Genomic DNA, 22,297 nt, shown 5'->3' with positions numbered 1-22,297 from the left:
GTGCATCCCTGAACGTCAGCGCAGGCAAGCCAGCGCCTACAACGGAGGCACATCTGTAGGCGCCGGCCTTGGCCGCGCTTGTTTGAACAAGGCTCAGAGCTTCAGGGCTCCACCTTCCCCCGCAGTGCTTTCGTCTTGCCTTTTCGGGTCTTGCTGTCGACGCGACGGCGCTTGGCTGATCGGGTAGGCTTGGTAGGGCGTCTTGGCTTCTGCTGCTTGACGGCATCCAGTATCAGGGCTTTGAGGCGCTGCAGGGCGTCTTCCTTGTTTTTTTCCAACGTGCGAAAAGACTGTGCCTTGATAATGATCACGCCTTCCTTGCTGATGCGCTGGTCGGACAGGGCCATCAGACGCTCCTTGTAAAAGGGCGGCAGGCTGGAGTTCAGAACGTCGAACCGAAGGTGCACGGCAGAGGCCACCTTGTTGACGTTCTGGCCGCCCGCGCCCTGGGCGCGTATCTGGGTGATTTCGATCTCCCATTCGGCGAGTTCGACTGTGTTGGATAGTGTCAGCATGGTGGGGGATAGTAGGGCAGCCGTGGCTGAAGCTCAAATCGGAGGCTGAATGAACGTTTCATCTGCGTATTGGTGATAAGGTTTGACGTTGATAAACAGGCCCTCCCGGTCTATGGTTAAGTTGGCCTGTAGCCGGCAGCCTGCAACGATTGCCCAGACCACTGCAGGCGTATCTGCCTTGTTGCGGTATGCTTTGCCTAGAGGTCGTGATGAAAACAACAAAGCTTGCTCTGATTGGTTTCCTGCTCTCGTCGGCTCTGAATGCCCATGCAGATTGCATCGGCCTGGTTACTGCCAGTGGCGGGCATGCGTTCTGGGAAGAGGTTGAGCGTGGCGCTGAGCAAGCGGCGACGGAACTGGGCATCACCCTGTATACCCGCGGCGCGGCGGATGAAAACAACGTGCTGGCCCAGCGGGCGCTGATTGAACGCGTAACCCACCTGGGTTGTCGCGGCATGGTGCTGGCCCCCAATTCCGATACTCATCGCGAGGCGGTTGCCCGCATGAAAGCTGAAGGCATCCCCACCGTGTTCGTTGACCGTGACATCGGCGGTGAGCGTGTGAGTGTAATCAAAACAGACAACGAAGAGGCCGGGGCGTTTGCGGCTCGGGAAATGATCAGGGCGCTGGGTGACCCGGGGCTGATTGCCGTGTTCCGTATGGATCCGGCGGTGGTAACAACGACAGAGCGAGAAGAGGCCTTTATCCGCGTTCTCGAGAACTCGGGAATAAATCTGGTTGTCGCGGATTATGTCGGCACCCAGGTGGGTCAGGCCCGCTCTATGGCCTATGATCTGCTGGTCGCCTACCCGGACATAGAGGTCGTTTTTACGCCCAATGAATCCACCAGTCTGGGTACTATGGCGGCGATCAATCGTTTGCCCTTGACTGACCGACCGGGGCATATCGGATTTGACGCCAGTCCGCTGCTGACCCAAGCGGTTGAAGACGGGGTCATGCTGGGCCTGGTAGTGCAGTCACCTTATCAAATGGGGTATCAAAGCGTCAGAACCGTATACCAGGCCATGAACGATGAGTTTGTGGAGCTCTATCAGAGCGTGCCGGTGACCTTTATGGGCCAGGATCACGCCCGGTGACTTCACCGCCTGGCACCCGAATATCGTGGAAACAAGCCCTCGGGGTTATCCTGAATCGGCAGATCTCCCTCAGTACAGGATCGGCTATCAGATAGCTTGAACGGCCTTGGCCAGGGCGTCGCGGACCTGCTTTGTGACGTCGGTCAGTTCCTTGTTTTCGATAGCAGCCATGGACGCCACCGGATCTACGGCACAGACCTCTATGCCTGCGGCAACCTCCCGCAAAACGACATTGCAGGGCAGCATGACCCCTGCTCTGGGTTCGGCCTGGAGCGCATCCCAGGCCATTGTCGGGTTGCAGGCGCCGAGAATACGATACGGTGCCATTTCCTTGTCCAGCTTGTTCTTGATGGTGTTCTTGACGTCGATTTCGGTCATTACACCAAAGCCATGATCAGCCAGTGCCTGTCGAGTTCTCTGGTCGACCTGTTCAAAATCAGCATCGGCAATCAGACGATTAATGGTATAGGACATATCGGTTTCCTCAATTTGAAGGCTGGCGCGGCCTGTAGCAGTCCGGCCAATGTCATTGTTGAACAGTATCTGGCGCCGGGCCGAAAACACGGTCGGTCAGTTTCACATACCAGGCCGCAGACTGCACCTGAATCACGAAGGCAACGGCGATGACCAGGGCGGCATCCGCACTGGCTGTGCCGAAGGCATTCATAGCCAGCGCCAGAGCGATGGACAGGTTGCGCATGACAGTGCCGTACACCATGGCAATGGCGTCTCCGCGCGGCAGCAGCCAGCGCCCGATCAGGGTGCTCAGAGCATAATTGCCGACATACAGTATGAGCAGCGGGGGTATGATCCAGAGCAGAATGCCGGGCTGTGCCGTCAGATATTCAGCGTTCAGCGCCATGGCGATAAACACGATACCCAGCACGCCCAGGGATGACAGCGGTGGGAAGCGGGGTGCCCACTCTTGCTTGAACCTTTGCTGACCAAAGCGGCCGACTAGGTAGCGCTGAGTCAGATAACCAGCCACCATGGGCAGAAAGACAATCACGGCGATCTGGCGAAATACCGCGAGCAGGTCGACGGGGATATCAGCGCCCATCAGCCATTGAATGTAGAAGGGCGTGGCCAGTGAGCCGATAATGAGCCCGGCCACCGTCATCTTGATGGCGGCACCCAGGTTGCCCTTGGCAAACCCGGTCCAGGAGATGGTCATGCCACTGGTCGGCAGCAAAGCCGCAAGCATCAGGCCGAGTGCCAGTGCGGGTGTGTCCGGGAAGAACAGTCTTCCAAGCCAGAAGGCAAAAAAAGGGACCACCCCGAAATTGATCAATTGGGCGATGCCCTGAGCCTTGTAATCGCCTCCTTCCAGCACCTGTTTAAGTTTCAGGTTGACCATCATGGGATACACCATGAGAAAGGTCAGGGGCAGGATCAGTACCGAGAGTGCGGAAGCATCACCTAGCACACCCAGCAGGAAACCCAGCCCCATGGCGATGGGGATGGCGATGGTCAGTTTGCGGGTCATCCAGCTCAGAAAAGCCATTCAACGAACCCCAAACAAGACGTTTCTCACCAAGGTCATGACTTTCCTGCCGTAAAGCCGCCATCGACCAGCAGATTGGCACCAGTGACAAAACTGGCTTCATCACTGGCCAGGAAAAGAAACGCGTTGGCGATCTCTTCCGGCTTGCCCAGCCGTCCGATGGGATGCAGGCTGATCAGCCCTTGCCGCATCTCCTCGTCCAGTTGCGCCAGCAGCGGTGTGTCGATATAGCCGGGGCCTATAGAGTTGACGCGTACCCCTTTCTTGGCGCTTTCCAGTGCCAGTGTGCGGGTCATGTTGACTACGCCAGCCTTGGCAGCCGTGTAGGCAGCCGTGTCGGACTGGCCGAACACGCCAAGAATCGAAGCACAGTTTACGATGCTGCCGCTACCCTGGCTGTACATTTGCCGAAGTGCTGCACGGGACACCCTGAACACGCCTACCAGGTTAATGTTGATGATGTTCTCGAAATCTTCATCCGGGTACTCGTCAGCGGGACAGAGACCCCCAATACCAGCGTTGTTGAACACCGCATCCAGACTGCCGAACTGATCGACCGTGGTTTTAACCATGGCATCGACCTGAGCCGTATCGGTGACATCCACAGCCACAAATCGGCAACGCCCCGGATACTGCTTGTCCAGACGCTCTGCCTCCTGCTCGCCAGCGCCACTGGGCAAGTCTCCGATAACGGCAAACGCACCTTCTTCCAGCACGCGTTCAATGGTTGCAAGGCCGATACCGCTGGCGCCGCCTGTAACAATTACTACTTTGTCTTGAAGTCTCATGATGGGATACCTCTTTGGTTGACACTTTTTCATGGTAGGCTGATCGAGCTGATCAAGTAGTGACCTGTATCAAACATGGCCGAGAAATTGGATCGAGGATCGGAGGCGGGTGAAAACCAATGGACAGAAAGAAACGTGACAAACCAGGAATCGAAGACCACTACTCCGTCAGATCTGGTGACACGATAAAGGATCTGACCCCCGCGGCCATTGCAGCGTATAGGTCAAGTGAAAGCACCAAGGGTGCCCAGGATTCTCTGGAAGTTGTTCTGAAGGAGATTTCGGCCCAGGGCGCCGAGGAAACAGACCAGTCTGTTATCGAGGATATTTCCGAGCGGTTGAGCGCCATACTCTCCGGCGCGTCGCCAGATGATGTAGCCCTGTTGCACAAAACGTTGCTCAGCGACAAATTTCAGCAGATTGCCGAACTGGGCAAAGAGTCGGACAATGAGCTATTGCCGGATTGGCGCGAGCGGAAGTACCCCTACAAGAACCGAATGCGTCGTAAGTCTTACGAGAAGCAAAAATACAATCTGCAGGTTGAGTTATTGAAGTTGCAACATTGGGTAAAAGAAACCGGCGCTCGTGTGGTCATCCTGTTCGAAGGGCGGGATGCCGCCGGTAAAGGAGGGACGATCAAGCGCTTCATGGACCATCTGAATCCACGGGGTGCCAGAGTGATAGCGCTGGAAAAGCCGACCTCTGCCGAACAAGGCCAGTGGTATTTTCAGCGCTATATCCAGCACCTGCCAACAGCCGGTGAAATAGTGCTCTTTGATCGCTCATGGTACAACCGGGCAGGTGTTGAGCGAGTGATGGGTTTTTGTTCTGATGACGACTATCGTGAGTTCATGCGCCATGTGCCGGATTTCGAGAGAAACCTGGTGCGTTCAGGTATACATCTGATCAAGCTCTGGTTCTCTGTCACGCGTGAAGAGCAAAAGCGTCGGTTTGTCGAGCGTGAGAGTCATCCATTGAAACAATGGAAGCTCAGTCCTGTAGACCGTGCTTCCCTGGACAAATGGACCGAATATTCCAAGGCCAAGGAGGCCATGTTTTTTCAGACCGACACTGCAGAGGCGCCCTGGATTGTCGTCAAATCGGACTGCAAGAAGCGTGCGCGGTTGAATGCCATGCGCCACGTCTTGAACCAGTTCGCCTATCCGAACAAGGATATCAAACGCATGGGCTCGATAGACCCTCTTATTGTAAGTCGGGCCAATACCCGCAGGGAGAACTACTAGTGATTCACGGGAGGTCCGGTCTATCGACTCCTCATCAATCTGAGTCAATGACTGTGCACATTATTCCTCTGGCTGACCGGATAGAGTTTGTGCGTGAACTGGCGGAACTTCACCACTCAGAGTGGGGCCATTTCAACCCTTCGTTTACTCTCGATATGCGCGCCGAAGCCATTGAAAAAGCGGCACGACGAGAGGGCATCCCGTCGGTTTTCATTGCCGTAAAAGAGGGTGAATTGATCGGCTCAGCAGCGCTGATCGAGCTGGATATGAAAACCAGGCCCGATCTGTACCCCTGGCTGGCTGCGGTCTATGTCAAAGAAAAATTCCGGCATCAGGGCATCGCCTCCGCATTGATTGCCCGGTGTGAAACCGAAGCTGCCCAGTCAGGCGTCACCCAATGGTATCTCTTTACTGAATCCGCGGCTGACCTGTACAGGAAGCTTGGGTGGCAGCATTTCGAGCAGTGCGATTACAAGGGCGCCACGGTTGATATCATGGTCAAGGATATTTCACCCGGATGCTAAAGAGAGAAACAGCTAGAAAGTCGCCCATTGAGTACGAAAAGATGCAGGAACATCTGGATATGCTGGAAGAGATCTACAAGGCTGAAGAGCAGATCGCCAGTGGGGAGGGGATTGCTCATGAGGATGCGAAAGCGCTGCTTCTCCGTCGGTACGGATCACCAGATTTTTTGGAAGTTGACGAAATCGAAAAACCCGCTCCAGCAGGAGACGAGGTGCTGGTCAGGGTTCACGCCGTCTCGATCAACGACTGGGACTGGGCTTTGATCCTCGGTACGCCGTTTATTCCAAATCGTTTGATGACGGGACTGCTCCGGCCAAAAATAGTAGTTGGGTCGGACATAGCAGGACGTGTTGAAACTGTTGGCAGTAAGGTCACGCGTTTCAAACCCGGAGATGAAGTATTTGGTGATCTGTCCGGCTGTGGATTTGGAGGATTTGCGGAGTTTGTCTGTGCACCGGAGAGCGCTCTGATGTTCAAGCCCCCCAAGATGAGCTTTGAGCAAGCTGCCGCCATACCGCAGGCAGGTATGCTGGCCCTGCAGGGAATCGCGGCGGGGCAGACCCACAAGCCCGGACAAACAGTTCTCATAAACGGAGCCGGGGGCGGTGTCGGCAGTATTGCGATTCAGCTTCTGAAATTGCATCAAGTCGAGGTGACGGGCGTTGATGCTGCGGCCAAGTTGGAGGCGATGAAACTGTGGGGATACGATCATGTGATCGACTATGCCGCACAGGATTTTACCCGCAGCGGAAAACGCTACGATTTGATACTCGACGTAAAGACGGATAGGCCACTGGCCGACTACGAGCACGCCCTGAACCCACACGGTGTTTATGCAACAGTGGGTGGGCAGCTACCCAGGCTGCTGCAGGTGGCCTGCTCGCGTTTCCGCTTCTGGCGCACCAGTGAAAAGACGCTTTCTGTTGTTGCACTCAAGGCAAACCGAGATCTTCATTATTTCAACGAACTATTCGGGTCCGACAAATTCAAGCCAGTGATAGACTCGGTATACGCGTTCAGCGAGGCAGACGTGCGCAAGGCATTTCATCACTTCGGCACCTCGGCTCACAAAGGGAAGATCGTCGTCAGTACATAACCATCAAGTGCACGCGAGCAGCTATGCTGACGACATGTGTCTGTTTGAATTGTGAAGTCCTGAGTAGTGGCAGACAGCGATTTATCGGAATTATGAGCGGGTTTGGCGGTAGTCTGAGGAGAGGGAATAGATGGATAGCTGCTTGGAGGGAGTTTGGCGGCAGTTAGCAGCTAACGAGGATGGCGGGATCATCGACCAGTTTGATGATATCACCTTGACGGTTCGAGGCTCGGCTTTCACAGTGCGCAGGAATGGTGAAATTGAAATCGAAGGATCTTTTGAGGTCAACTCCAAAGAGCAGCCAACATCGATAGACTGGAAAGACTTGGTCGGCGCCGATACTGGAAAGGTCTTCAAGTCCGTATGTACATGCCGAGGCAATGAGTTCGAGTTCTGCGCTGCTGACGAGGGCTTGCCTCGACCAACGGATTTTAACGGGGTGAAGGGACACACAATTCGTCGATTTAAGCGCATTGGGGACTAACAGGCGATAAAGTTATCATGCTGCGTGCGCCGGCTCTTGTTTCACCAAGCCCCTTGTATTGGGATTTAAGGATAATGAGCAATGATTAGCCTACGGGAATATCGTGACAGTGACATACCGTTGCTTGTGGAGTACCTGAACAATCCGCGTGTCACACAGTATTTGACGTCGAGTATTCCTCAGCCTTATTCCCTGGATGACGCAACCTGGTGGGTTGAGGAAGGCTCGAAAGAGGGCATTGTCAAAGCTGTTGACTACGACGGCATATTTGTCGGTACTGTCAGTGTCAGGCCGGGCTCATTTGAAAGCTCACGGTCCGGAGAGATTGGATATTGGTTCGGCGAACCGTTTTGGGGAAAGGGTCTGGCAACGCAGACCATTTCTGCGATGACTGACACAGTCTTTGAAACGACTGATATTGTTCGTTTGTTTGCCCCGGTGTTCTCGCCCAATGAAGCCTCGAAAAGGGTTCTTGAGAACTGTGGTTACCATCTGGAGTCCATTCAGGAAAAAGCCTGCTTCAAGCATGGTGTTTTTTATGACAGCCATATATACGTCAAGCTTAGCCTGTAGCAACCCATGAACTATCAAATCTCTGAAGTTCAGGAGCACGAAAAAGAATCCCTGGTACAGCTCCGCATTTCGGCCATGCGCGAAAGCCTGGAAGCGATAGGCCGCTTTGATCCGGCCAGAGCTCGCGGCAGGTTTTTAGACGCCTTCGACAGAGAAGCCACTCGTAAAATTGAAATCGACGGACAACTGATCGGGTTCTATGTCCTCAAGGACAAAGGGGACCATCTCTATCTGGACCATCTGTATGTCCATCCCGATTTTCAGGGGCAGGGTCTGGGTGCTTCGGCACTGGCACCCATCATCGAGCTGGCCCAGGATCGGCAGCTTCCGCTGCGCCTTTGTGCACTGCGCGGTAGCCGGTCCAACAGCTTTTATCTGTCGCACGGCTTTGTACAAACCGGCGAGTCAGAATGGGACCTGTTCTATGAGTATCGGGTCTGCTAGCAAGCACTCCTCGTTACTCAATCTGACTCAGATCCCCAGTTCGCTGGTCGCACCCGTGCCATAGCTTTGTAGCTGTGTGGTGTAGGCATCGCCCGGCATGGCTTCTTCATCGTCCGGGGCGTCTTCGCCATTCACCGATGAAACCTGATGCTGCACGATACCACCCGGCACCTGATCGCTGAGCCACCAGGTCTCCTGACCGCCACCGGCACCAAAGCGTACCCGAGTGGCATCGAAGGTGCCGGCGGGTACATCAATGGTTTCCTGGCCCTCTGTGGCACCGTCAATGCTCTCCTGAGTCAGTACCCGAGGTGACTGATAGTTCTGGTCATCAACCGGCATTTCCTGTGGTTCGTCATCGTCCGGGAACTGGGTACGCAGGCGCAGCATCTGCTCGCGGTTCTCCGAGAACAGCGCCTCCATGATGATGATGTCGTCGCTGGCATTGTCCTGATAGATCACCTGCCACCATTCCTGACCGTCGTCCTGACGCTCCAGCAGCGCACGCCGCATGACATTCTCCGGAACATCTTCGTCATCCGTTACCACCACCCATTCGGTGTATTCACCTGGCTCGTAACCGCGAGTGGCGTCGGTGAGGATGTAGCCCTGGCTGTTGAAGGCAACCTGCATCAGGTAACCAGTGTAAAAACGCGTCAGTTGTGGTGAATACTGGCGCACTATGGCCTCGCCAACGGCCTCTCCGATAGCGCGCCCGGCTGCTTCACCCATGGCGCTGGTGGCGGCATCCAGTGGATTCATAGGGCGCGAGGAAGAGCCACCCCCGGGTGAACCGCAGGCAACCAGGCCCAAGGACAGACATACTGCAGCCGTGCGAACCATGTTCATGCTTCTACTCCCTGTGAGTTCCAGACTGCCGGACAGCAGACCTGTAGTATTTCAAGCCAGCATACCGACCGTGTGTGGCTCAGGCAATGCCGCGGTCTTTGAGTACCTGAGTAATTATGGGGATCGGGGTTTTGAGATGGTCGCGCATCATGGGGATGGCGCGTTCGGTGTCGCGGGCGAGCAGCACTTCGACCAGTTCGGCATGCTCGCGGCGTTTGGTGGCCAGGGCTTGGGTGGAAAAGACGGTTTGCTGCAGCCACAGGTGGCGGTAGCGTTCTGCCTGCTCAAACAGACTTTCTCTGGCCTGCAGCAGGTGCCGCGAGCCGCAGCCTTCGGCAATGGCGTTGTGAAAGGCCTTGTGCCGCTGGTCCCATACCGAGAGCACTTCTTCTGGGCTGTTCAGGTCGACCACCTTGGAGAGGGTATGGTGCTGGGCGATGACGTTGGCTTCCCAGGCGTCGTCGCCGCGCTGGATGGCCAGTTCGACCACCAGGCCTTCCATGTGTGAGCGGGCGTCGTAGATGTCGTGCAGTTCGTCCAGTGACATGGGTGCAACGCGATAACCGCGTTGACTGATGGCCACCACCAGATGTTCTGACACCAGTTGCGACAGGGCTTCACGCAGCGGGCCGGTGCCCAGTTCGTAACGTTCGCGCAGGCTGGTCATGCGCAGTTTTTCGCCCGGGGCGAAGTGGCCGCGGATGATGTCGCGTTTGAGCCAGCGATAGGCGCTGATACCCTGATTGGGTCTGGCGGTTTCAGTCATGGACAACAGAATCTCCTTTTGTCTACATGATAGCCGAATATCGACTATTGTAGTAGGCGACCGCTGGTTCAGACACTGCTCTGGATAAAGTCTTCCCGCTTCAGTTCGTACTTCTGCATCTTCTGGTTCAGAGTGCGCCGGGGCAGGTCAAGCACTTCCATGACGGCCTTGATGTCACCCTTGTGGTGGGTCAGTTCGGCGCTGATCAGGGCCTTTTCGACCTGCTGCAGCCGCACGCTGAGCGAGTGCTCTCCGTTGCTGTGCCGGTCTCTGTTGCTGGAGCCGAGTTGCAGCAACTCCTGCACCGAGGCTTCACTGAAGCTCTGGGTGAGCAGGTGGCGCTCTGCGGTATGGCGCAGTTCACGCACATTGCCCGGCCAGTCGTGGACTTCCAGCGCCACCAAGTCTTCATAACTCAGTTCCGGTTCGGGCAGGTCATGGTTGCGTGCCGATTCGCGCAGAAAATGGCCGAACAGCAGGGGGATGTCGCCAGCTCGCTCGCGCAGCGGGGGCAGTTCGATATCGGCGACCATCAGGCGATAGTAAAGGTCTTCTCTGAACCGCCCGTCGGACGCAGCATCGCGCAGATTCTCCTTGGTGGCGGAAATCACCCGCACATTGACCGGGATGGGCGTACGTGAGCCGATACGCACCACCTCCCGCTCCTGCAGCACGCGCAGCAGTTTGATCTGGAACTCCATCGACATGCTTTCGATTTCATCCAGAAACAGGGTGCCGTTGTGCGCTGCCTCGAAAATGCCCTGACGCATCTTGTGCGCGCCGGTGAAAGAGCCGGCTTCATGGCCGAACAATTCACTCTCCAGCAGGTTTTCCGGAATGGCAGCGACATTGATGGCGACGAAAGGGTGGTCACGCCGGATGCTGAGGTCGTGCAGGCTGCGGGCCACCAGTTCCTTGCCGGTGCCGGTCTCGCCCAGCACGATAATGTCGGCGTTGACGCGCGCCAGGGCACTGATCTGGCGGCGCACCGTTTGAATCTGTGCAGAGTGGCCGATGATGCGTCCGGTCAGCAGGCTGTCGTCGGCGTCGTCTTGCTGAGCCGGGCTGGTGGCCAGAGTGACCTGCCGCTGGCGGCAGGCGCGTTTGATGGTCTCCACCAGGCGCTCCGGCTTGTAGGGCTTTTCCACAAAATCATAGGCCCCGAGTTTCATGGCCTCCACGGCCTGGGCAACGCCCCCGTGACCGGTTATCAGAATGACCGGGATCGCATTGTCGATGTGCTTGAGCAGGCTCATGCCGTCCATGCCGGGCATGCGGATATCCGTGACCACCACACCGGCGAAATCCGGTGTGATCAGGGGCAGTGCCTCGCGGGCATCGGGAAAGGTGCGAACCCGGATGTCGGCCAGATCAAGCCACTGGGCCAGTGACTCGAGTACGGCCGGGTCGTCGTCTATTACAATGGCCTGGTAGTTCAACTGCATCGTCGGGTCTGCTCTGCTGTTACTTCAGGATCAAGTTCTGACCGGTGTCATCCGGAGCCTTGGCTGGCGTCGGCTGAGCCTTGCGCTGGGTGAAATGGAGCGAGAAGGTCGAGCCTTTTCCGGGTGTGCTCTGTACTTTAAGTTCGGCCCCCATGTCTAGCGCCAGACTATAGCTGATAGCGAGGCCGAGGCCTACACCATCGCCCACCGGCTTGGTGCTGAAAAAGGGTTCGAAGATTTGCGCCTGGTCGCTGGGCGACATGCCCGGCCCATTGTCGGTTATGATGATACGGGCGTCCGTCCGGTTTTGACTGACGGCGATTCGAATGTGGCCATCCGGCTGGCCCTGCAGGGCGTCTATGGCGTTGTTGAGAATATTCACCATGATCTGTTCGAGCATCATGTTGTTGGCATCCACCACCGGTTCAGCGGCAAACTCGATATCCAGTTGAATGTGGCCTTCTTCCAGCCGGTGGTCCAGCAGGTCCAGGGCATAGCGCACCGGGCTTTGCAGCGGCACCGCTTCGCTGCCGGTATTGCGCTTGCCGGAAAAGACGCGCAGTTGGCGCGAGAGCTGGGACAGACGGTCGACAATGGATTCGATGCGGCCCAGGTTCTGGCCGACCTGCTCGGGCTTGTTGTGCTCCAGCAGCAGTTGGCTGCTGGCCACATAGTTGCTCAGGGCCGTGATGGGCTGGTTGATTTCATGTGCAATGGCCGACGACATGCGGCCCAGTGCGGCCAGCTTCTGATTCTGGGCCAGGGCGGCCTGGGCTTCCTGCAGATCACGGGTGCGGGCTTCCACGCGGGCTTCCAGCTCTTCATTGGCCTGCTCGAGGGCTTCCTGTGCGGTGGTCAGCTCCGTGATGTCCTGAACCGTCAGGATGAATTCATCATTGTCGCCCACCCGAATGGGGTTGAGGGTGTAGATGATCGGGAACGAGGTGCCATCGGCCCGCTGGCCTTCCCCGCGCACCGAGGTCCGGCCCGAGGTGTCAGGTGACCAGGGCGACAGCAGGGCGACCGGCGAGTTGGGCGTGTCGTCGTCCAGCCCGAACAGTTGCCTTGCCTTTTCGTTGATGAACAGAGGCTTGAAGCCCGCATCAAGGTTGAACAGGCCGGCATCGGTATTCTGGATGATGGCTCTCTGATGTGACTCCCGCTCAGCCGTCAGTTGGCTGACGGCAGATTGAGCAGCAGAGCGCCGCCGCCGTTCACGGTAGTAAAGGAGCCCGCCAGCGAACAGGATATAGCCGATGATAACGGCGGACTGCTGCCCTCTGACGGTTGCCCGCAAGTCATCCAGAGGCACGCGCCAGTGCATTTCCCAGGGGTAGTCACTGACGTTTGAGGCGAAGGCGATCTGCACACCCTCGTCGCCCAGATCAAAGGCGCGACTGCGTTGCGTCGCGGGCGCATCGGCGCGGGCCAGCTCAGGCACGGGTGAGCTGCCGTACTGACGGGTCTGGTCCAGCACGGCGCGGGTTTCGGCGTCCAGTGGGTAGAGGGCATGGTAGTGCCAGTCGCTGTCTGACGACAGAAAGATAATGCCCTTTTCGTCGGTGACCCAGACCGGGTCGCCCGAAGCCAGCCAGCTTTCTTCGAGAGGCGCCAGATCGATCTTTACCACCACAACGCCCAGCACTTCATCGTCATCCATGACCGGGCTGGCAAAAAAGAGGCCCGGGATGCCGGAGGTGGCGCCGACCGCATAGTAAAAGCCCTGACCTCCGGACACTGCATCGCGAAAATAGGGACGAAAACCGTAATTGCTGCCGACGAAGCTGTCTTCTGTCTGGTAATTGCTTGACCAGCGTGTCATCCCGTCCGGGTCCATGATGAACATCTCATCGGATCCGGCCTGGCGGTTGATCAGATTCAGCAGCGCCGAGGTTTCCTCGGAAGGCGTCGGCACGGGTCGCTCGCTGCTCAGTTGGCGCAGGGGCACCAGAATACGCGGATCGGAAGCCAGCACCCGCGGCAGGTATTGATGGCGGTCGATAGTGGCCTGCAGTGAGGTCTCATAGGCACCGAGGCGTCGTTCCGCCAGTTCAGCGGTGCGCTGCGCTTCCAGGCGCAGCAGCCAGCCATCGGTGACCACCAGCAGCAAAAACACCAGGCCGGCGCCGACAGACAGGGCCGTCATCAGGGTAGGCTGGCGCAACAGGCTGTGGGCATAGCTGTTCATGGGCATGGCTGCGACCCGGTTTATTGTGGTTGTGGTCTGTTGCCGATGTTACCCCAGCAGGGCAGCTCGGGAAACTGAACCGGTGCGTCGGCAATTTTTTGCTTATCCAAAGTGGGGGAATGAGCAGACTGTTGCGCACTGTCCCGTTTCTGGGTTGACCCTGACGAACCTATACCCCTCAGCCACTTTGCCTGCGAGGAACCGCGGTTCGGGCCTCTCCGATCTGATCCCGGTTTCTTTTTGCCTGTGCAAGGCGATCTGGCATAGCCATTGCTCTAACACTGATAACGCTGCTGTCCGGGTGCAGGGCAGCAGGGTGAAACAGGTACAACAATAAATACTGGAGAACAATTTATGCGTCGTTTAATTCCTTCCCTCGCGTTGGGTCTGGGTCTCGCCATGGGCGCTCAGGCAGATACTTCGCTGTCCATTGCTACCGGTGGTACCGGTGGTGTTTATTATCCGATCGGCGGTGGTCTGGGTGAAATGATTGGTCGTCATATCGACGGCTACACAGGTGTGGCTGAGGTGACTGGTGCCTCGGTAGAAAATATGGGCCTGGTGTTCCGTGAAGACTCCGATATGGCTCTGGCTCTGGCCGATACCGTGCTGGCGGCTTATGAAGGGACTGATCCTTTCGAAGGTCGGGCGCTGGAAAACATCCGCGCGCTCGGGTCGATTTATCCCAATGCCGTGCAGATTGTTGTACTGGCCAGCTCTGACATTCACTCATTGAGTGACCTGGCCGGTCAGCGGGTCTCTGTTGGTGCGCCGGGCAGTGGAACTGAAGTCAGTGCCCAGACGCTGCTGGAAGCCAACGGCATGAGCTACGATGACTTTCGGTCTACGCAGCGCCTTAACTTCAACGAGACGGCCGATGCCCTGCGTGACGGTGACATTGATGTTGGTTTCTGGAGTGTTGGTCCGCCGACCAGCTCCATCATGAGTCTGGCGACATCACGTGACATTCGTGTCATCGAACTGAGCCAGGAAGAAATCGACAATGCCATTGCGGTTGAGCCGACTTTTGCACCCTACGACATGCCGGCTGGCCTGTATGAAGGTGTCGACGACGTACTGACCATCGGTACTCCCAACGTACTGGTAGTGAACGAAGCCATGGACGAAGAGCTGGCCTACAACATCACTCGGATCATGTTCGAGTATGTGCAGGAACTGCGTGACGTCCACCCGGCGGCAGAGAGCACAACCGTGCCCTTCAGCCTGGGCGCCACGCCCATCCCGCTGCACCCTGGCGCACTGCGCTACTATGAGGAAGTCGGTGCCGATATCCCGGATCGCCTGCGCTGAGCGCAGGTGAACTGAGGAATCAGTCACCATGCCGTTGATCCCCTTGCGATTGACCGGCATTCTGCTTGGGCTGCTGCTACCCTGGGTAGCAGCAGCCCACAATGCTGTCTATTATCTGGATATCCATCGTGCCGGTGAATCAGAGCGTGTGGCTCAGGTTCCGCTGGATGCCGACGGAGACTGGTGTCTGCATTGGCATCACTCGGTGACCGGCTTTCTGGTGCGGGACTGCTTCACGGTCGAAGAAGGGCGCCTGATGCTGCAGCGCAGCCATCAGCCCGATTTTGCCGCAGGTCTGGATCATATTCCAGAGCGTGGAGATCTCGAAAGTGACGGCAATGGTGGATATATAATCAATAACATCAATGAACCCGTGGCGGGCAATGCGCTGCGATTGAGGGTGGGGTCGGAACGAGTAGGCCATCGCATCGTCAGTGCACAGCAGGATCTGGACCTGTCACAACACTTTTCCGGAGAGCGCCTGGAGCTCCGGTTGCGCGGCCACCCCTGAGGTAGCCGTTTTACGTCATTCGGGAGTGCGAAATGACCCAGCTCAACACCGAGGTCCTGGAAGAGAAACCCTTTATTGAACGCACCGGGCCAAAACCATTGATCTGGTTTACCGCCGTCATGGCGATCGGTTTGTCCCTGTTTCAACTTTATGGTGCCGGCATCCAGCCGCTGGGCCTGTTCTACCAGAGAACCATTCACCTGTCTCTGGTGATGATGCTGGTGTTTCTGATTTTCCCGCCCTTCGGCAAAAAGCGCGGGCCGATCGCGGCTTTGGTCGATGTCGGTTTTTTTGCTGCCGCTTTCTATTCGGGCTTTTACATCGTCTGGAATCTCGACGCTATTTTTGCGCGCGCCGGCTTCTGGAGCGAGCAGGATATTCTGGCCGCGACCATTGCCACGATTACACTGCTCGAGGCCAGCCGCCGTGCCGTAGGCCTGGGGCTCACCATCATCGGTCTGATTGCCATTCTGTACGCCTTTGCCGGAGCACGCGGTGAACTGCCGTGGCTGGGTGAATGGTTGCCCGGCATTCTGAACCACCGGGGCTACAGCATGGAGCGGGTAGCCGCGCAACTGTATCTCGGCCAGGAAGGTATCTTTGGTATTCCGCTGGGTGTGGCGGCGACCTTTGTGTTTGTTTTCGTGCTGTTCGGTGCCGTGCTGGAAGTCACGGGCGCCGGGCGCTTCTTTATCGATCTGGCTTTTGCCGGTACCGGGCGTCAGCGCGGCGGGCCAGCCAAGGCCGCGGTGCTGGCGTCTGCCACCATGGGCTCCATTTCCGGCAGCGCGATTGCCAATGTGGTGACCAGCGGTTCTTTTACCATTCCTCTGATGAAAAAGCTGGGCTACAAGCCTGCCCAGGCCGGGGGGGTCGAGGCTGCAGCCAGTACCGGTGGGCAAATCATGCCGCCGCTGATGGGCGCCGGTGCCTTTCTGATTGCCGAGTATACCGGGACTGCCTATATCGACGTGGTCAAGGTCAGTGTCTTCCCGGCGCTGCTGTATTTCGCCACCGTCTATCTGTTTGTACATATCATCGCCCTCAAGCAGGGCATGACCGGCATGAAAGCCTCAGAACTGCCTGTGGTCAGTGAGGTTCTGATGAAGGGCTGGTACCTGCTTATTCCCGTGCTGATCCTGGTGGCCCTGCTGGTGGCCGGGCTGTCGCCGCTGCGTGTCGGGTTCTGGGCGGTCATCAGTATTCTGGTTGTGGCGGGGCTCAACGGGCTCTGGCTTGCTGCCCGTCAGGGGTGGCGTGACAACAGGCTGGTGGACGCCGTCTGGCAGGCCACGCTGGTCGGCTTTCACAAGACCCTTCAAGGGCTGGAACTGGGCGCCCGCAATGCACTGTCAGTCAGCATCGCCTGTGGCGTGGCGGGCATCATTGTCGCCGTCGTCGGGCTGACCGGCCTGGGCCTCAAGTTCTCGTCCATGATGATTGCTCTGTCCGGCGGCAATCTGGTCATCGCTGTGTTCCTGGTCGCGATAGCCAGTCTGATTCTCGGCCTGGGGCTGCCCGTAACGGCTGCCTACATCGTGCTGATCATTCTGGTTGGTCCGGCGCTGACTGCCCAGTTTGGCGTACCGCTGCTGGTCGCCCACCTGCTGGTGTTCTGGTATTCACAGGATTCGAACGTGACGCCACCGGTGGCACTGGCGGCGTATGCCGCCGCAGCCATATCGGGCAGTAAAACAATGGAAACCAGTGTGCAGGCCTGGAAGTTTGCCAAGGGGCTGTACCTGATACCGCTCTATATGGTCTTCCATCCGGAAATCATCATGGGGGCCTCGCTGGACATACTGCTGTGGAAGGGCATGATGATCATACTCGGGCTGGCGGCCTTTGCCGGCGCCATAGAGGGTTACCTGTTCACCCGCCTGCAGAACTGGATGCGCGCGGTGATCGCGGTCGCCACCGTGCTGGTGTTCTTCCCCGAGTTCTGGCACCAGGCTGTTGCAGGTGTGGCGATTGTGTTGATGGTGGCGCTCAACTTCCTGCACTACAGAAAGGAAAACGCCGCCGCCGCACAAAGTTGACAGCTTGCCGGCCTGCACAGCGCTGCAGGCCGGCATTTCGGGTGAGAATCGCACTATGTTGGTGACGCAGATTCGGCTATAGTCCGTTTCATGGAGGTTAACGTACCTCTTTCGTTGCGTTCATGAGGTGTACGCCCTTGAAACCATTGCACAATAGGCCCCGGAGTTGGCTGATCTCCAGTGTCTGTAGTTTCGTGCTGCTCGTTTCTGTTTTCAGCCTGACCGCCGTAGCGCAGACACTCGACCAAACCGGTCACTGGGTGGATATTGCTGCGCCTGAATCGGACTGGCCCGAGCCATGGGCAGACAGACCAGCCGAGGCCGGACCACCGCCCCTGACCGGAGGTGTGGGTTGGTACCTGATGGAGGTCAGCCTGCCGCACGCCGGTGAGTGGGTTATTGATTTTCGCCATTCTTCGGTCATCGGTACCTTTGAGCACCGGGTTTACGACGCATCCGGCCGTGAAGTCGAAACACTCGGCGGGGGGCTGCAGAGAACAACCACCAGTGACTTCATCATGCGCCACGGCGCGCGCCTCGCGCTGCCGGCTGGCGAGTATTTCATTGTAACCCGCACCGACAGTCCGTTTTATCTCGCGCAGCCGGAGCCGGCGCTGTTTCCCCTGGCTGATTACCAGCAGCAGTACCGCAAGACGATAGCCTTTGTGCTGATCGGGCTCGGCATCTTTGGTGCACTGGCATTTTACTATCTGAATCTGGGGCTGTGGCGGCGCTCGGCGTCCGACCTGCTGTATGTCGGCTTTATTCTGGGCAACATTGTCTACAACGGCACAGCCCTGATGGTACCGCAGGCTCTGGGACTGACCACGCACTTCTACCTGATCAGCTTCCCGATTCTGGTGTCCAATCTGTGCTATGTGCTGTTTGTGATGCGGCTGCTGCGCATTGGTCGAGCGCAGCATTCTCGTGTCTGGCTCCTTGGCGTGACGCTGGCGGCTGTCATGGTCGCCTTTTGGCCGATTGCCTTGATCTGGCCCAGTGTGTCACTTGAACTCTGCCGCATCGGTGTGGGCCTGATGGCGGTCTACGGCATGATCGCCGGAATTGCGCGGGCCCGCATGGGTGACCGGGTAGCCTGGCTGTATCTTATTGCCAATTTTTCTTTTCTGGTGCCGGCCCTGATGGCCATCACCGCGCGGCAACTGGCGACAGGTGACCTGTGGCTGATCGAGCATCTGGGTTTGCTGGCCGTGTTGCTGGAAGTGCTGCTGCTGGCGCTGGTCATTTCGTATCAGATCAGCATGATGCGGGTCAATCAGGATCGCATGCAGCATCTGGCAGACCATGATCCGCTGACCGGCTGCCTGAACCGCAGCAGTCTGCAGACACGTCTGGATGATCTGCTGCAGCACATGGGTCGGTCATCGGACAAGCTGGCGCTGCTGTTCATTGACCTGGATGGCTTCAAGCCGATCAATGATGATTATGGCCATCGCCTCGGGGATGATCTGCTGCGGGTGGTGGCGGACCGTATCAAGACCCGGCTGCGCGGTTCTGATCTGGTGGCGCGCATCGGGGGCGACGAGTTTGTGGTGGTACTGCATCCGATCCATGAGGATCAGGCAGCGTTGCAGATTGCGGACAAGATTCGTCAGGCCATCGGCGAGTCGGTACGCTTGCTGAACAAGGATCTGGTTTGCACCGCCAGTATCGGCCTGGCTCTTTATGGCCAGCATGGGCAGGATCGCAACGGCCTGATGGAGGCCGCAGACCAAGCCATGTATGCGGCCAAGGCACAGGGACGCGATCGTGTTGTGATTGCCGAGGCAGACCAGTCAGAACTGGTTCCGGCCTGATCGCCTGACGAAACGGCATGACTCAGCGACGGCTGACCCGTCGCTTGACCTGTGGCAGCCCGATGAACCCCAGCAAAAAGCCACTGATAACGCCGCCCAGGTGGGCTGCATTGTCGATCATGGGCACGGTAAAGCCGAGCACCAGATTGATCGCAATGAACACCACTGTACCGCGCAGAAAGCTGCGCTTTACTTCGGGCTTGAACAAATCACTCATCAGCAATGCCAGGAAAAACCCGTACAAACCGAAAATGGCGCCCGAAGCTCCGACACTGATCGCACCAAAATTGAAGAACACGCTGCTCAGGCTGGCTATGATGCCCGTGGTGATATAAAGACCGGTATAGAGCCATCGGCCCAGCAGCGGTTCCAGAAAAAAGCCAATGTTCGCCAGAATGATGCTGTTGAACACCAGGTGCAGCAGCCCACCATGCAGAAAGACACTGGTAATCAGCCGCCACCATTGACCATCTGTCGTCCAGGGTCCGAAGTTGGCCCCCCAGTCGGCCAGTGTCTGCGCCGGGAACCACATGACACTTTGCGTCAGGACGACGAAAAAGAGAAATATGGCGGTGTTTAGGTAAATGATCAACGGGGTAATACGGTACCCCGGCCGAGGGGTCAGCAACTGGGCCAATGGGCTCATAGCAGGGTGCGTACCTTGTCGGTTACCACTTCACCCAGCAGGCGATGTGCGTTGGCTTCAAGATGAATGCCATCCAGGTCACTGGAGACGACAAACTCCCCGGCATCAATCCAGGACACCTGCTTTTCAACCGCCATGCGGGCAAACTCGCGGGGGAACGCTTCCGAGCGCGCGTCGGCTCCGGCGAAGGGACTGCGCGGGATCGACACCTTCTTGGCCTGGGGCGGACAGATCACCAGTACAGGCAATTCCTCGCCACTGTGCGCCCACACGGTTTCCACCAGGGTGCCCACATTGTTGGCTATGGTACGGGCGTCGGCATTGAAGCGGCTTTTGAGATCATTGGTGCCCAGCATGAGGATGACCAGATCCAGCGGGTCATGGGTCAGCAGGCTGACGGGCAGGTGATCCAGCCCGCTCAGCCAGGCGCCTTGCACCGGGTCGCGATAGCAGGTGGTGCGACCGCACAGACCGTTTTCGATCACCTGATGGTCTTCGCCCAGTTGCTCGGCGAGGACGCCGGGCCAGCGCACATGGGGCGGGAAACGGGGCAACTCTTCACTGGGCAGGCTGGGAGGTGCCCCCCAGGTGTTGGAGTCGCCAAAGCATAGGATTGTGCGCATGTGGTGGTGTCCTTACTGGGTTACCGTGCTACTATTTTCGCCACTGATCAATGTCCGGCGCAAGGAAAGATTATGGAACTGTCTACCATTATTACGCTGGCAGTTGTTGCAGCCATCGTGCTGTATGTCATCGCGATCTACAACCGACTGGTTGCCCTGCGCAACCGTTTCCAGAATGCCTTTGCTCAGATCGAGGTGCAACTGAAAAGGCGCCACGATCTTATCCCCAATCTGGTGGAGACGGCGAAAGGATACCTCAAACACGAACGCGAAACGCTGCAATCGGTCACTGAAGCCCGCAATACGGCGGTAGCGGGACTGAAAGCGGCAGCCGAGAATCCGGCCAGTGCCAAGGCCATCAAGGATCTGGGCGGCGCCGAAGGCGCTCTGACGCAGGCCATGGGTCGACTCAATGTGGTCATGGAGGCCTATCCGGACCTCAAGGCATCACAGAACATGCAGCAGTTGTCCGAGGAACTGGCCAGCACTGAAAACCGGGTAGCCTTTGCCCGCCAGTCTTTCAATGATTCCGTAATGGCCTACAACACCTATCGGCAAAGCTTTCCGCCAGTCGTTCTGGCTGGCGTGTTCGGCCACAGCCAGGATGCCTCGTTGCTCGAATTCGAGGACAGTGCGCAGATTCAGGCCGCACCCCAGGTCTCTTTCCAATAGAGCTTCTGAATCAGGGAAGATAAACCAATGGATTTCTTTACCGAACAGGACAGGGCACGGCGCAAGACCGGGCGCCTTGTCCTTTTGCTGATTCTGGCCACGGCGGCACTGATCGCGGTGACCACACTGGTCATTGCGGTCGCCATCTACTTCATGGGTCTGTCGCAACAACCCTCGACGCAAGCCGTCAATCTTGACCTGTCACCGGAGGGCGTGTTGTCGGCGCTGTCCGTGGAGCTGGTCGCGGGAGTGGCGGCGGTGGTGCTGAGCCTGGTGGTGCTGGGCAGCCTGTTCAAGCATCTGCAACTTAACCGCGGTGGTCGCGCCGTGGCTGAAGCCCTTGGGGGTCGCCTGATCAGTGGCAACACGGATGATCCGGATGAGAAGCGAATTCTCAATGTGGTTGAAGAAATGTCACTGGCCTCCGGAATGCCGGTGCCTCCGGTCTACGTTCTGGACGACGACAGCATCAATGCCTTTGCCGCCGGCTACCGGGCGGATGATGCCGTTATCGGTATCACCCGAGGTAGCATCAGCAACCTGACGCGCCCCGAGCTGCAGGGCGTGGTGGCGCATGAATTCAGCCACATCCTGCATGGTGACATGCGCCTGAATATGCGTCTGGTCAGCATCCTGCACGGGATTCTGGTCATCGGTCTTCTGGGGTCGACCCTGCTGCGCAGCATGCGCTATCGCCGTTTCGGTGGGCGCGGTCGTCAGGACAATTCGGCAGTCGCCATACTGTCCATCGGTGCCTTGCTGACCGCTATCGGTTATGCGGGCGTGTTTTTCGGCAATCTGATCAAGTCGGCCGTCAGCCGTCAGCGCGAATATCTGGCCGATGCATCAGCCGTCCAGTTCACCCGTGAGCCGCAGGGGATTGGCGGGGCACTGGTGAAAATCGGAGCACACAGCAAGGGTTCCCGGTTGGAGGCTGCGCAGGCCAATGAGTTCAGTCACATGTTTTTCGGGCAGGGCGTCAAGCTCGGCTTCAACCGCATGATGGCAACCCACCCTCCGGTGGAAGACCGCATCAAGCGGGTCATGCCGGGCTGGGATGGACGATTCAGAGTCACCTGGCCGGCGGCTGATGCCAGCGCGAAGGAAGCGCAGGCGGCAAAAGAAGCCGGAGGCGCACCTGATCGCGCCGCCACGGCACT

23 protein-coding genes are annotated in these 22,297 nt (G+C 57.7%); 13 read left to right on the top strand and 10 right to left on the bottom strand.

Annotation, left to right across the window (positions count from 1 at the left end; all coding sequences use genetic code 11):
- Nucleotides 1-101: 101 nt before the first annotated feature.
- A complete protein-coding gene (arfB, locus tag LAT62_RS05760; RefSeq protein ID WP_293380330.1) occupies nt 102-515 on the bottom strand; it encodes an alternative ribosome rescue aminoacyl-tRNA hydrolase ArfB in 414 nt (137 codons plus the stop codon).
- Between the two features lie 209 nt (nt 516-724).
- On the opposite strand from arfB, the gene LAT62_RS05755 reads away from it, so the two are divergent.
- Nucleotides 725-1,612 (top strand): substrate-binding domain-containing protein, encoded by an 888-nt coding sequence (locus tag LAT62_RS05755; protein WP_293380326.1) that lies wholly within the window; start codon nt 725-727, stop codon nt 1,610-1,612.
- An 87-nt stretch (nt 1,613-1,699) separates the two neighbouring features.
- Here the strand turns inward: LAT62_RS05755 and LAT62_RS05750 are convergent, their stop codons facing one another.
- From LAT62_RS05750 to LAT62_RS05740, 3 genes are read right to left on the bottom strand one after another with little or no spacing between them, the layout of a single operon-like run.
- Complete coding sequence (locus LAT62_RS05750) at nt 1,700-2,086, bottom strand: DUF302 domain-containing protein (protein ID WP_293380323.1); 387 nt, start codon at nt 2,084-2,086, stop codon at nt 1,700-1,702.
- A 52-nt stretch (nt 2,087-2,138) separates the two neighbouring features.
- Nucleotides 2,139-3,116: a bile acid:sodium symporter gene (locus LAT62_RS05745; protein WP_293380320.1), complete on the bottom strand. Its 978-nt coding sequence runs from the start codon at nt 3,114-3,116 to the stop codon at nt 2,139-2,141.
- 35 nt (nt 3,117-3,151) lie between these two features.
- Nucleotides 3,152-3,904, bottom strand: coding sequence for an SDR family NAD(P)-dependent oxidoreductase (locus tag LAT62_RS05740; protein ID WP_293380317.1), 753 nt, complete (start codon nt 3,902-3,904; stop codon nt 3,152-3,154).
- A gap of 119 nt (nt 3,905-4,023) precedes the next feature.
- Between LAT62_RS05740 and ppk2 the strand changes: the two genes are divergently transcribed.
- The 6 genes from ppk2 to LAT62_RS05710 all read left to right on the top strand — a co-directional run bounded on the left by ppk2 (nt 4,024) and on the right by LAT62_RS05710 (nt 8,270).
- The gene (ppk2, locus tag LAT62_RS05735; RefSeq protein WP_293380314.1) at nt 4,024-5,148 is read left to right on the top strand and encodes a polyphosphate kinase 2; all 1,125 of its coding nucleotides are present in this window, start codon (nt 4,024-4,026) and stop codon (nt 5,146-5,148) included.
- Between the two features lie 47 nt (nt 5,149-5,195).
- Complete coding sequence (locus LAT62_RS05730) at nt 5,196-5,672, top strand: GNAT family N-acetyltransferase (protein ID WP_293380311.1); 477 nt, start codon at nt 5,196-5,198, stop codon at nt 5,670-5,672.
- Nucleotides 5,673-5,713: 41 nt separating this feature from the next.
- The gene (locus LAT62_RS05725; protein WP_293380308.1) at nt 5,714-6,769 is read left to right on the top strand and encodes an NAD(P)-dependent alcohol dehydrogenase; all 1,056 of its coding nucleotides are present in this window, start codon (nt 5,714-5,716) and stop codon (nt 6,767-6,769) included.
- A gap of 130 nt (nt 6,770-6,899) precedes the next feature.
- Nucleotides 6,900-7,253: a TIGR03067 domain-containing protein gene (locus tag LAT62_RS05720; RefSeq protein ID WP_293380305.1), complete on the top strand. Its 354-nt coding sequence runs from the start codon at nt 6,900-6,902 to the stop codon at nt 7,251-7,253.
- An 81-nt stretch (nt 7,254-7,334) separates the two neighbouring features.
- Nucleotides 7,335-7,826: a GNAT family protein gene (locus tag LAT62_RS05715; RefSeq protein ID WP_293380302.1), complete on the top strand. Its 492-nt coding sequence runs from the start codon at nt 7,335-7,337 to the stop codon at nt 7,824-7,826.
- A gap of 6 nt (nt 7,827-7,832) precedes the next feature.
- The gene (locus LAT62_RS05710) at nt 7,833-8,270 is read left to right on the top strand and encodes a GNAT family N-acetyltransferase (protein ID WP_293380299.1); all 438 of its coding nucleotides are present in this window, start codon (nt 7,833-7,835) and stop codon (nt 8,268-8,270) included.
- Between the two features lie 27 nt (nt 8,271-8,297).
- Here LAT62_RS05710 and LAT62_RS05705 read toward each other — a convergent pair whose 3' ends face one another.
- From LAT62_RS05705 to LAT62_RS05690, 4 genes are all read right to left on the bottom strand, one after another.
- Nucleotides 8,298-9,119, bottom strand: a complete 822-nt coding sequence (locus LAT62_RS05705; RefSeq protein ID WP_293380296.1) for a hypothetical protein — start codon at nt 9,117-9,119, stop codon at nt 8,298-8,300.
- Between the two features lie 79 nt (nt 9,120-9,198).
- Nucleotides 9,199-9,885 (bottom strand): DNA-binding transcriptional regulator CsiR, encoded by a 687-nt coding sequence (csiR, locus tag LAT62_RS05700; protein WP_293380293.1) that lies wholly within the window; start codon nt 9,883-9,885, stop codon nt 9,199-9,201.
- 68 nt (nt 9,886-9,953) lie between these two features.
- Nucleotides 9,954-11,330 (bottom strand): sigma-54 dependent transcriptional regulator, encoded by a 1,377-nt coding sequence (locus LAT62_RS05695; RefSeq protein ID WP_293380290.1) that lies wholly within the window; start codon nt 11,328-11,330, stop codon nt 9,954-9,956.
- A gap of 19 nt (nt 11,331-11,349) precedes the next feature.
- The gene (locus LAT62_RS05690) at nt 11,350-13,518 is read right to left on the bottom strand and encodes an ATP-binding protein (RefSeq protein ID WP_293380287.1); all 2,169 of its coding nucleotides are present in this window, start codon (nt 13,516-13,518) and stop codon (nt 11,350-11,352) included.
- A gap of 354 nt (nt 13,519-13,872) precedes the next feature.
- Between LAT62_RS05690 and LAT62_RS05685 the strand changes: the two genes are divergently transcribed.
- The 4 genes from LAT62_RS05685 (at nt 13,873) to LAT62_RS05670 (ending at nt 19,196) form a co-directional block, all read left to right on the top strand.
- Nucleotides 13,873-14,829, top strand: coding sequence for a TAXI family TRAP transporter solute-binding subunit (locus tag LAT62_RS05685; RefSeq protein ID WP_293380284.1), 957 nt, complete (start codon nt 13,873-13,875; stop codon nt 14,827-14,829).
- A gap of 28 nt (nt 14,830-14,857) precedes the next feature.
- The gene (locus tag LAT62_RS05680; protein ID WP_293380281.1) at nt 14,858-15,340 is read left to right on the top strand and encodes a DUF1850 domain-containing protein; all 483 of its coding nucleotides are present in this window, start codon (nt 14,858-14,860) and stop codon (nt 15,338-15,340) included.
- 32 nt (nt 15,341-15,372) lie between these two features.
- Nucleotides 15,373-17,379, top strand: a complete 2,007-nt coding sequence (locus LAT62_RS05675; RefSeq protein ID WP_293380278.1) for a TRAP transporter permease — start codon at nt 15,373-15,375, stop codon at nt 17,377-17,379.
- 194 nt (nt 17,380-17,573) lie between these two features.
- The gene (locus LAT62_RS05670) at nt 17,574-19,196 is read left to right on the top strand and encodes a diguanylate cyclase (protein WP_293380275.1); all 1,623 of its coding nucleotides are present in this window, start codon (nt 17,574-17,576) and stop codon (nt 19,194-19,196) included.
- 22 nt (nt 19,197-19,218) lie between these two features.
- On the opposite strand, the gene LAT62_RS05665 is transcribed toward LAT62_RS05670, so the two are convergent.
- Together LAT62_RS05665 and LAT62_RS05660 are read right to left on the bottom strand one after the other, a co-directional pair.
- Nucleotides 19,219-19,842: a rhomboid family intramembrane serine protease gene (locus LAT62_RS05665; RefSeq protein WP_293380272.1), complete on the bottom strand. Its 624-nt coding sequence runs from the start codon at nt 19,840-19,842 to the stop codon at nt 19,219-19,221.
- Complete coding sequence (locus LAT62_RS05660; protein WP_293380269.1) at nt 19,839-20,465, bottom strand: SGNH/GDSL hydrolase family protein; 627 nt, start codon at nt 20,463-20,465, stop codon at nt 19,839-19,841. Before LAT62_RS05660 ends, LAT62_RS05665 begins: the two co-directional genes overlap by 4 nt.
- A gap of 72 nt (nt 20,466-20,537) precedes the next feature.
- On the opposite strand from LAT62_RS05660, the gene LAT62_RS05655 reads away from it, so the two are divergent.
- Both LAT62_RS05655 and LAT62_RS05650 read left to right on the top strand, forming a co-directional pair.
- Complete coding sequence (locus LAT62_RS05655) at nt 20,538-21,137, top strand: LemA family protein (RefSeq protein ID WP_293380266.1); 600 nt, start codon at nt 20,538-20,540, stop codon at nt 21,135-21,137.
- Between the two features lie 27 nt (nt 21,138-21,164).
- A partial coding sequence (locus tag LAT62_RS05650) for a M48 family metallopeptidase (RefSeq protein ID WP_293380263.1) occupies nt 21,165-22,297 on the top strand: 1,133 nt, incomplete at its 3' end.

Source organism: Natronospirillum sp., from assembly GCF_022565775.1.
In the GTDB taxonomy this organism is placed as follows: domain Bacteria; phylum Pseudomonadota; class Gammaproteobacteria; order Pseudomonadales; family Natronospirillaceae; genus Natronospirillum.
This window is presented reverse-complemented; position numbering and strand designations above follow the sequence as displayed.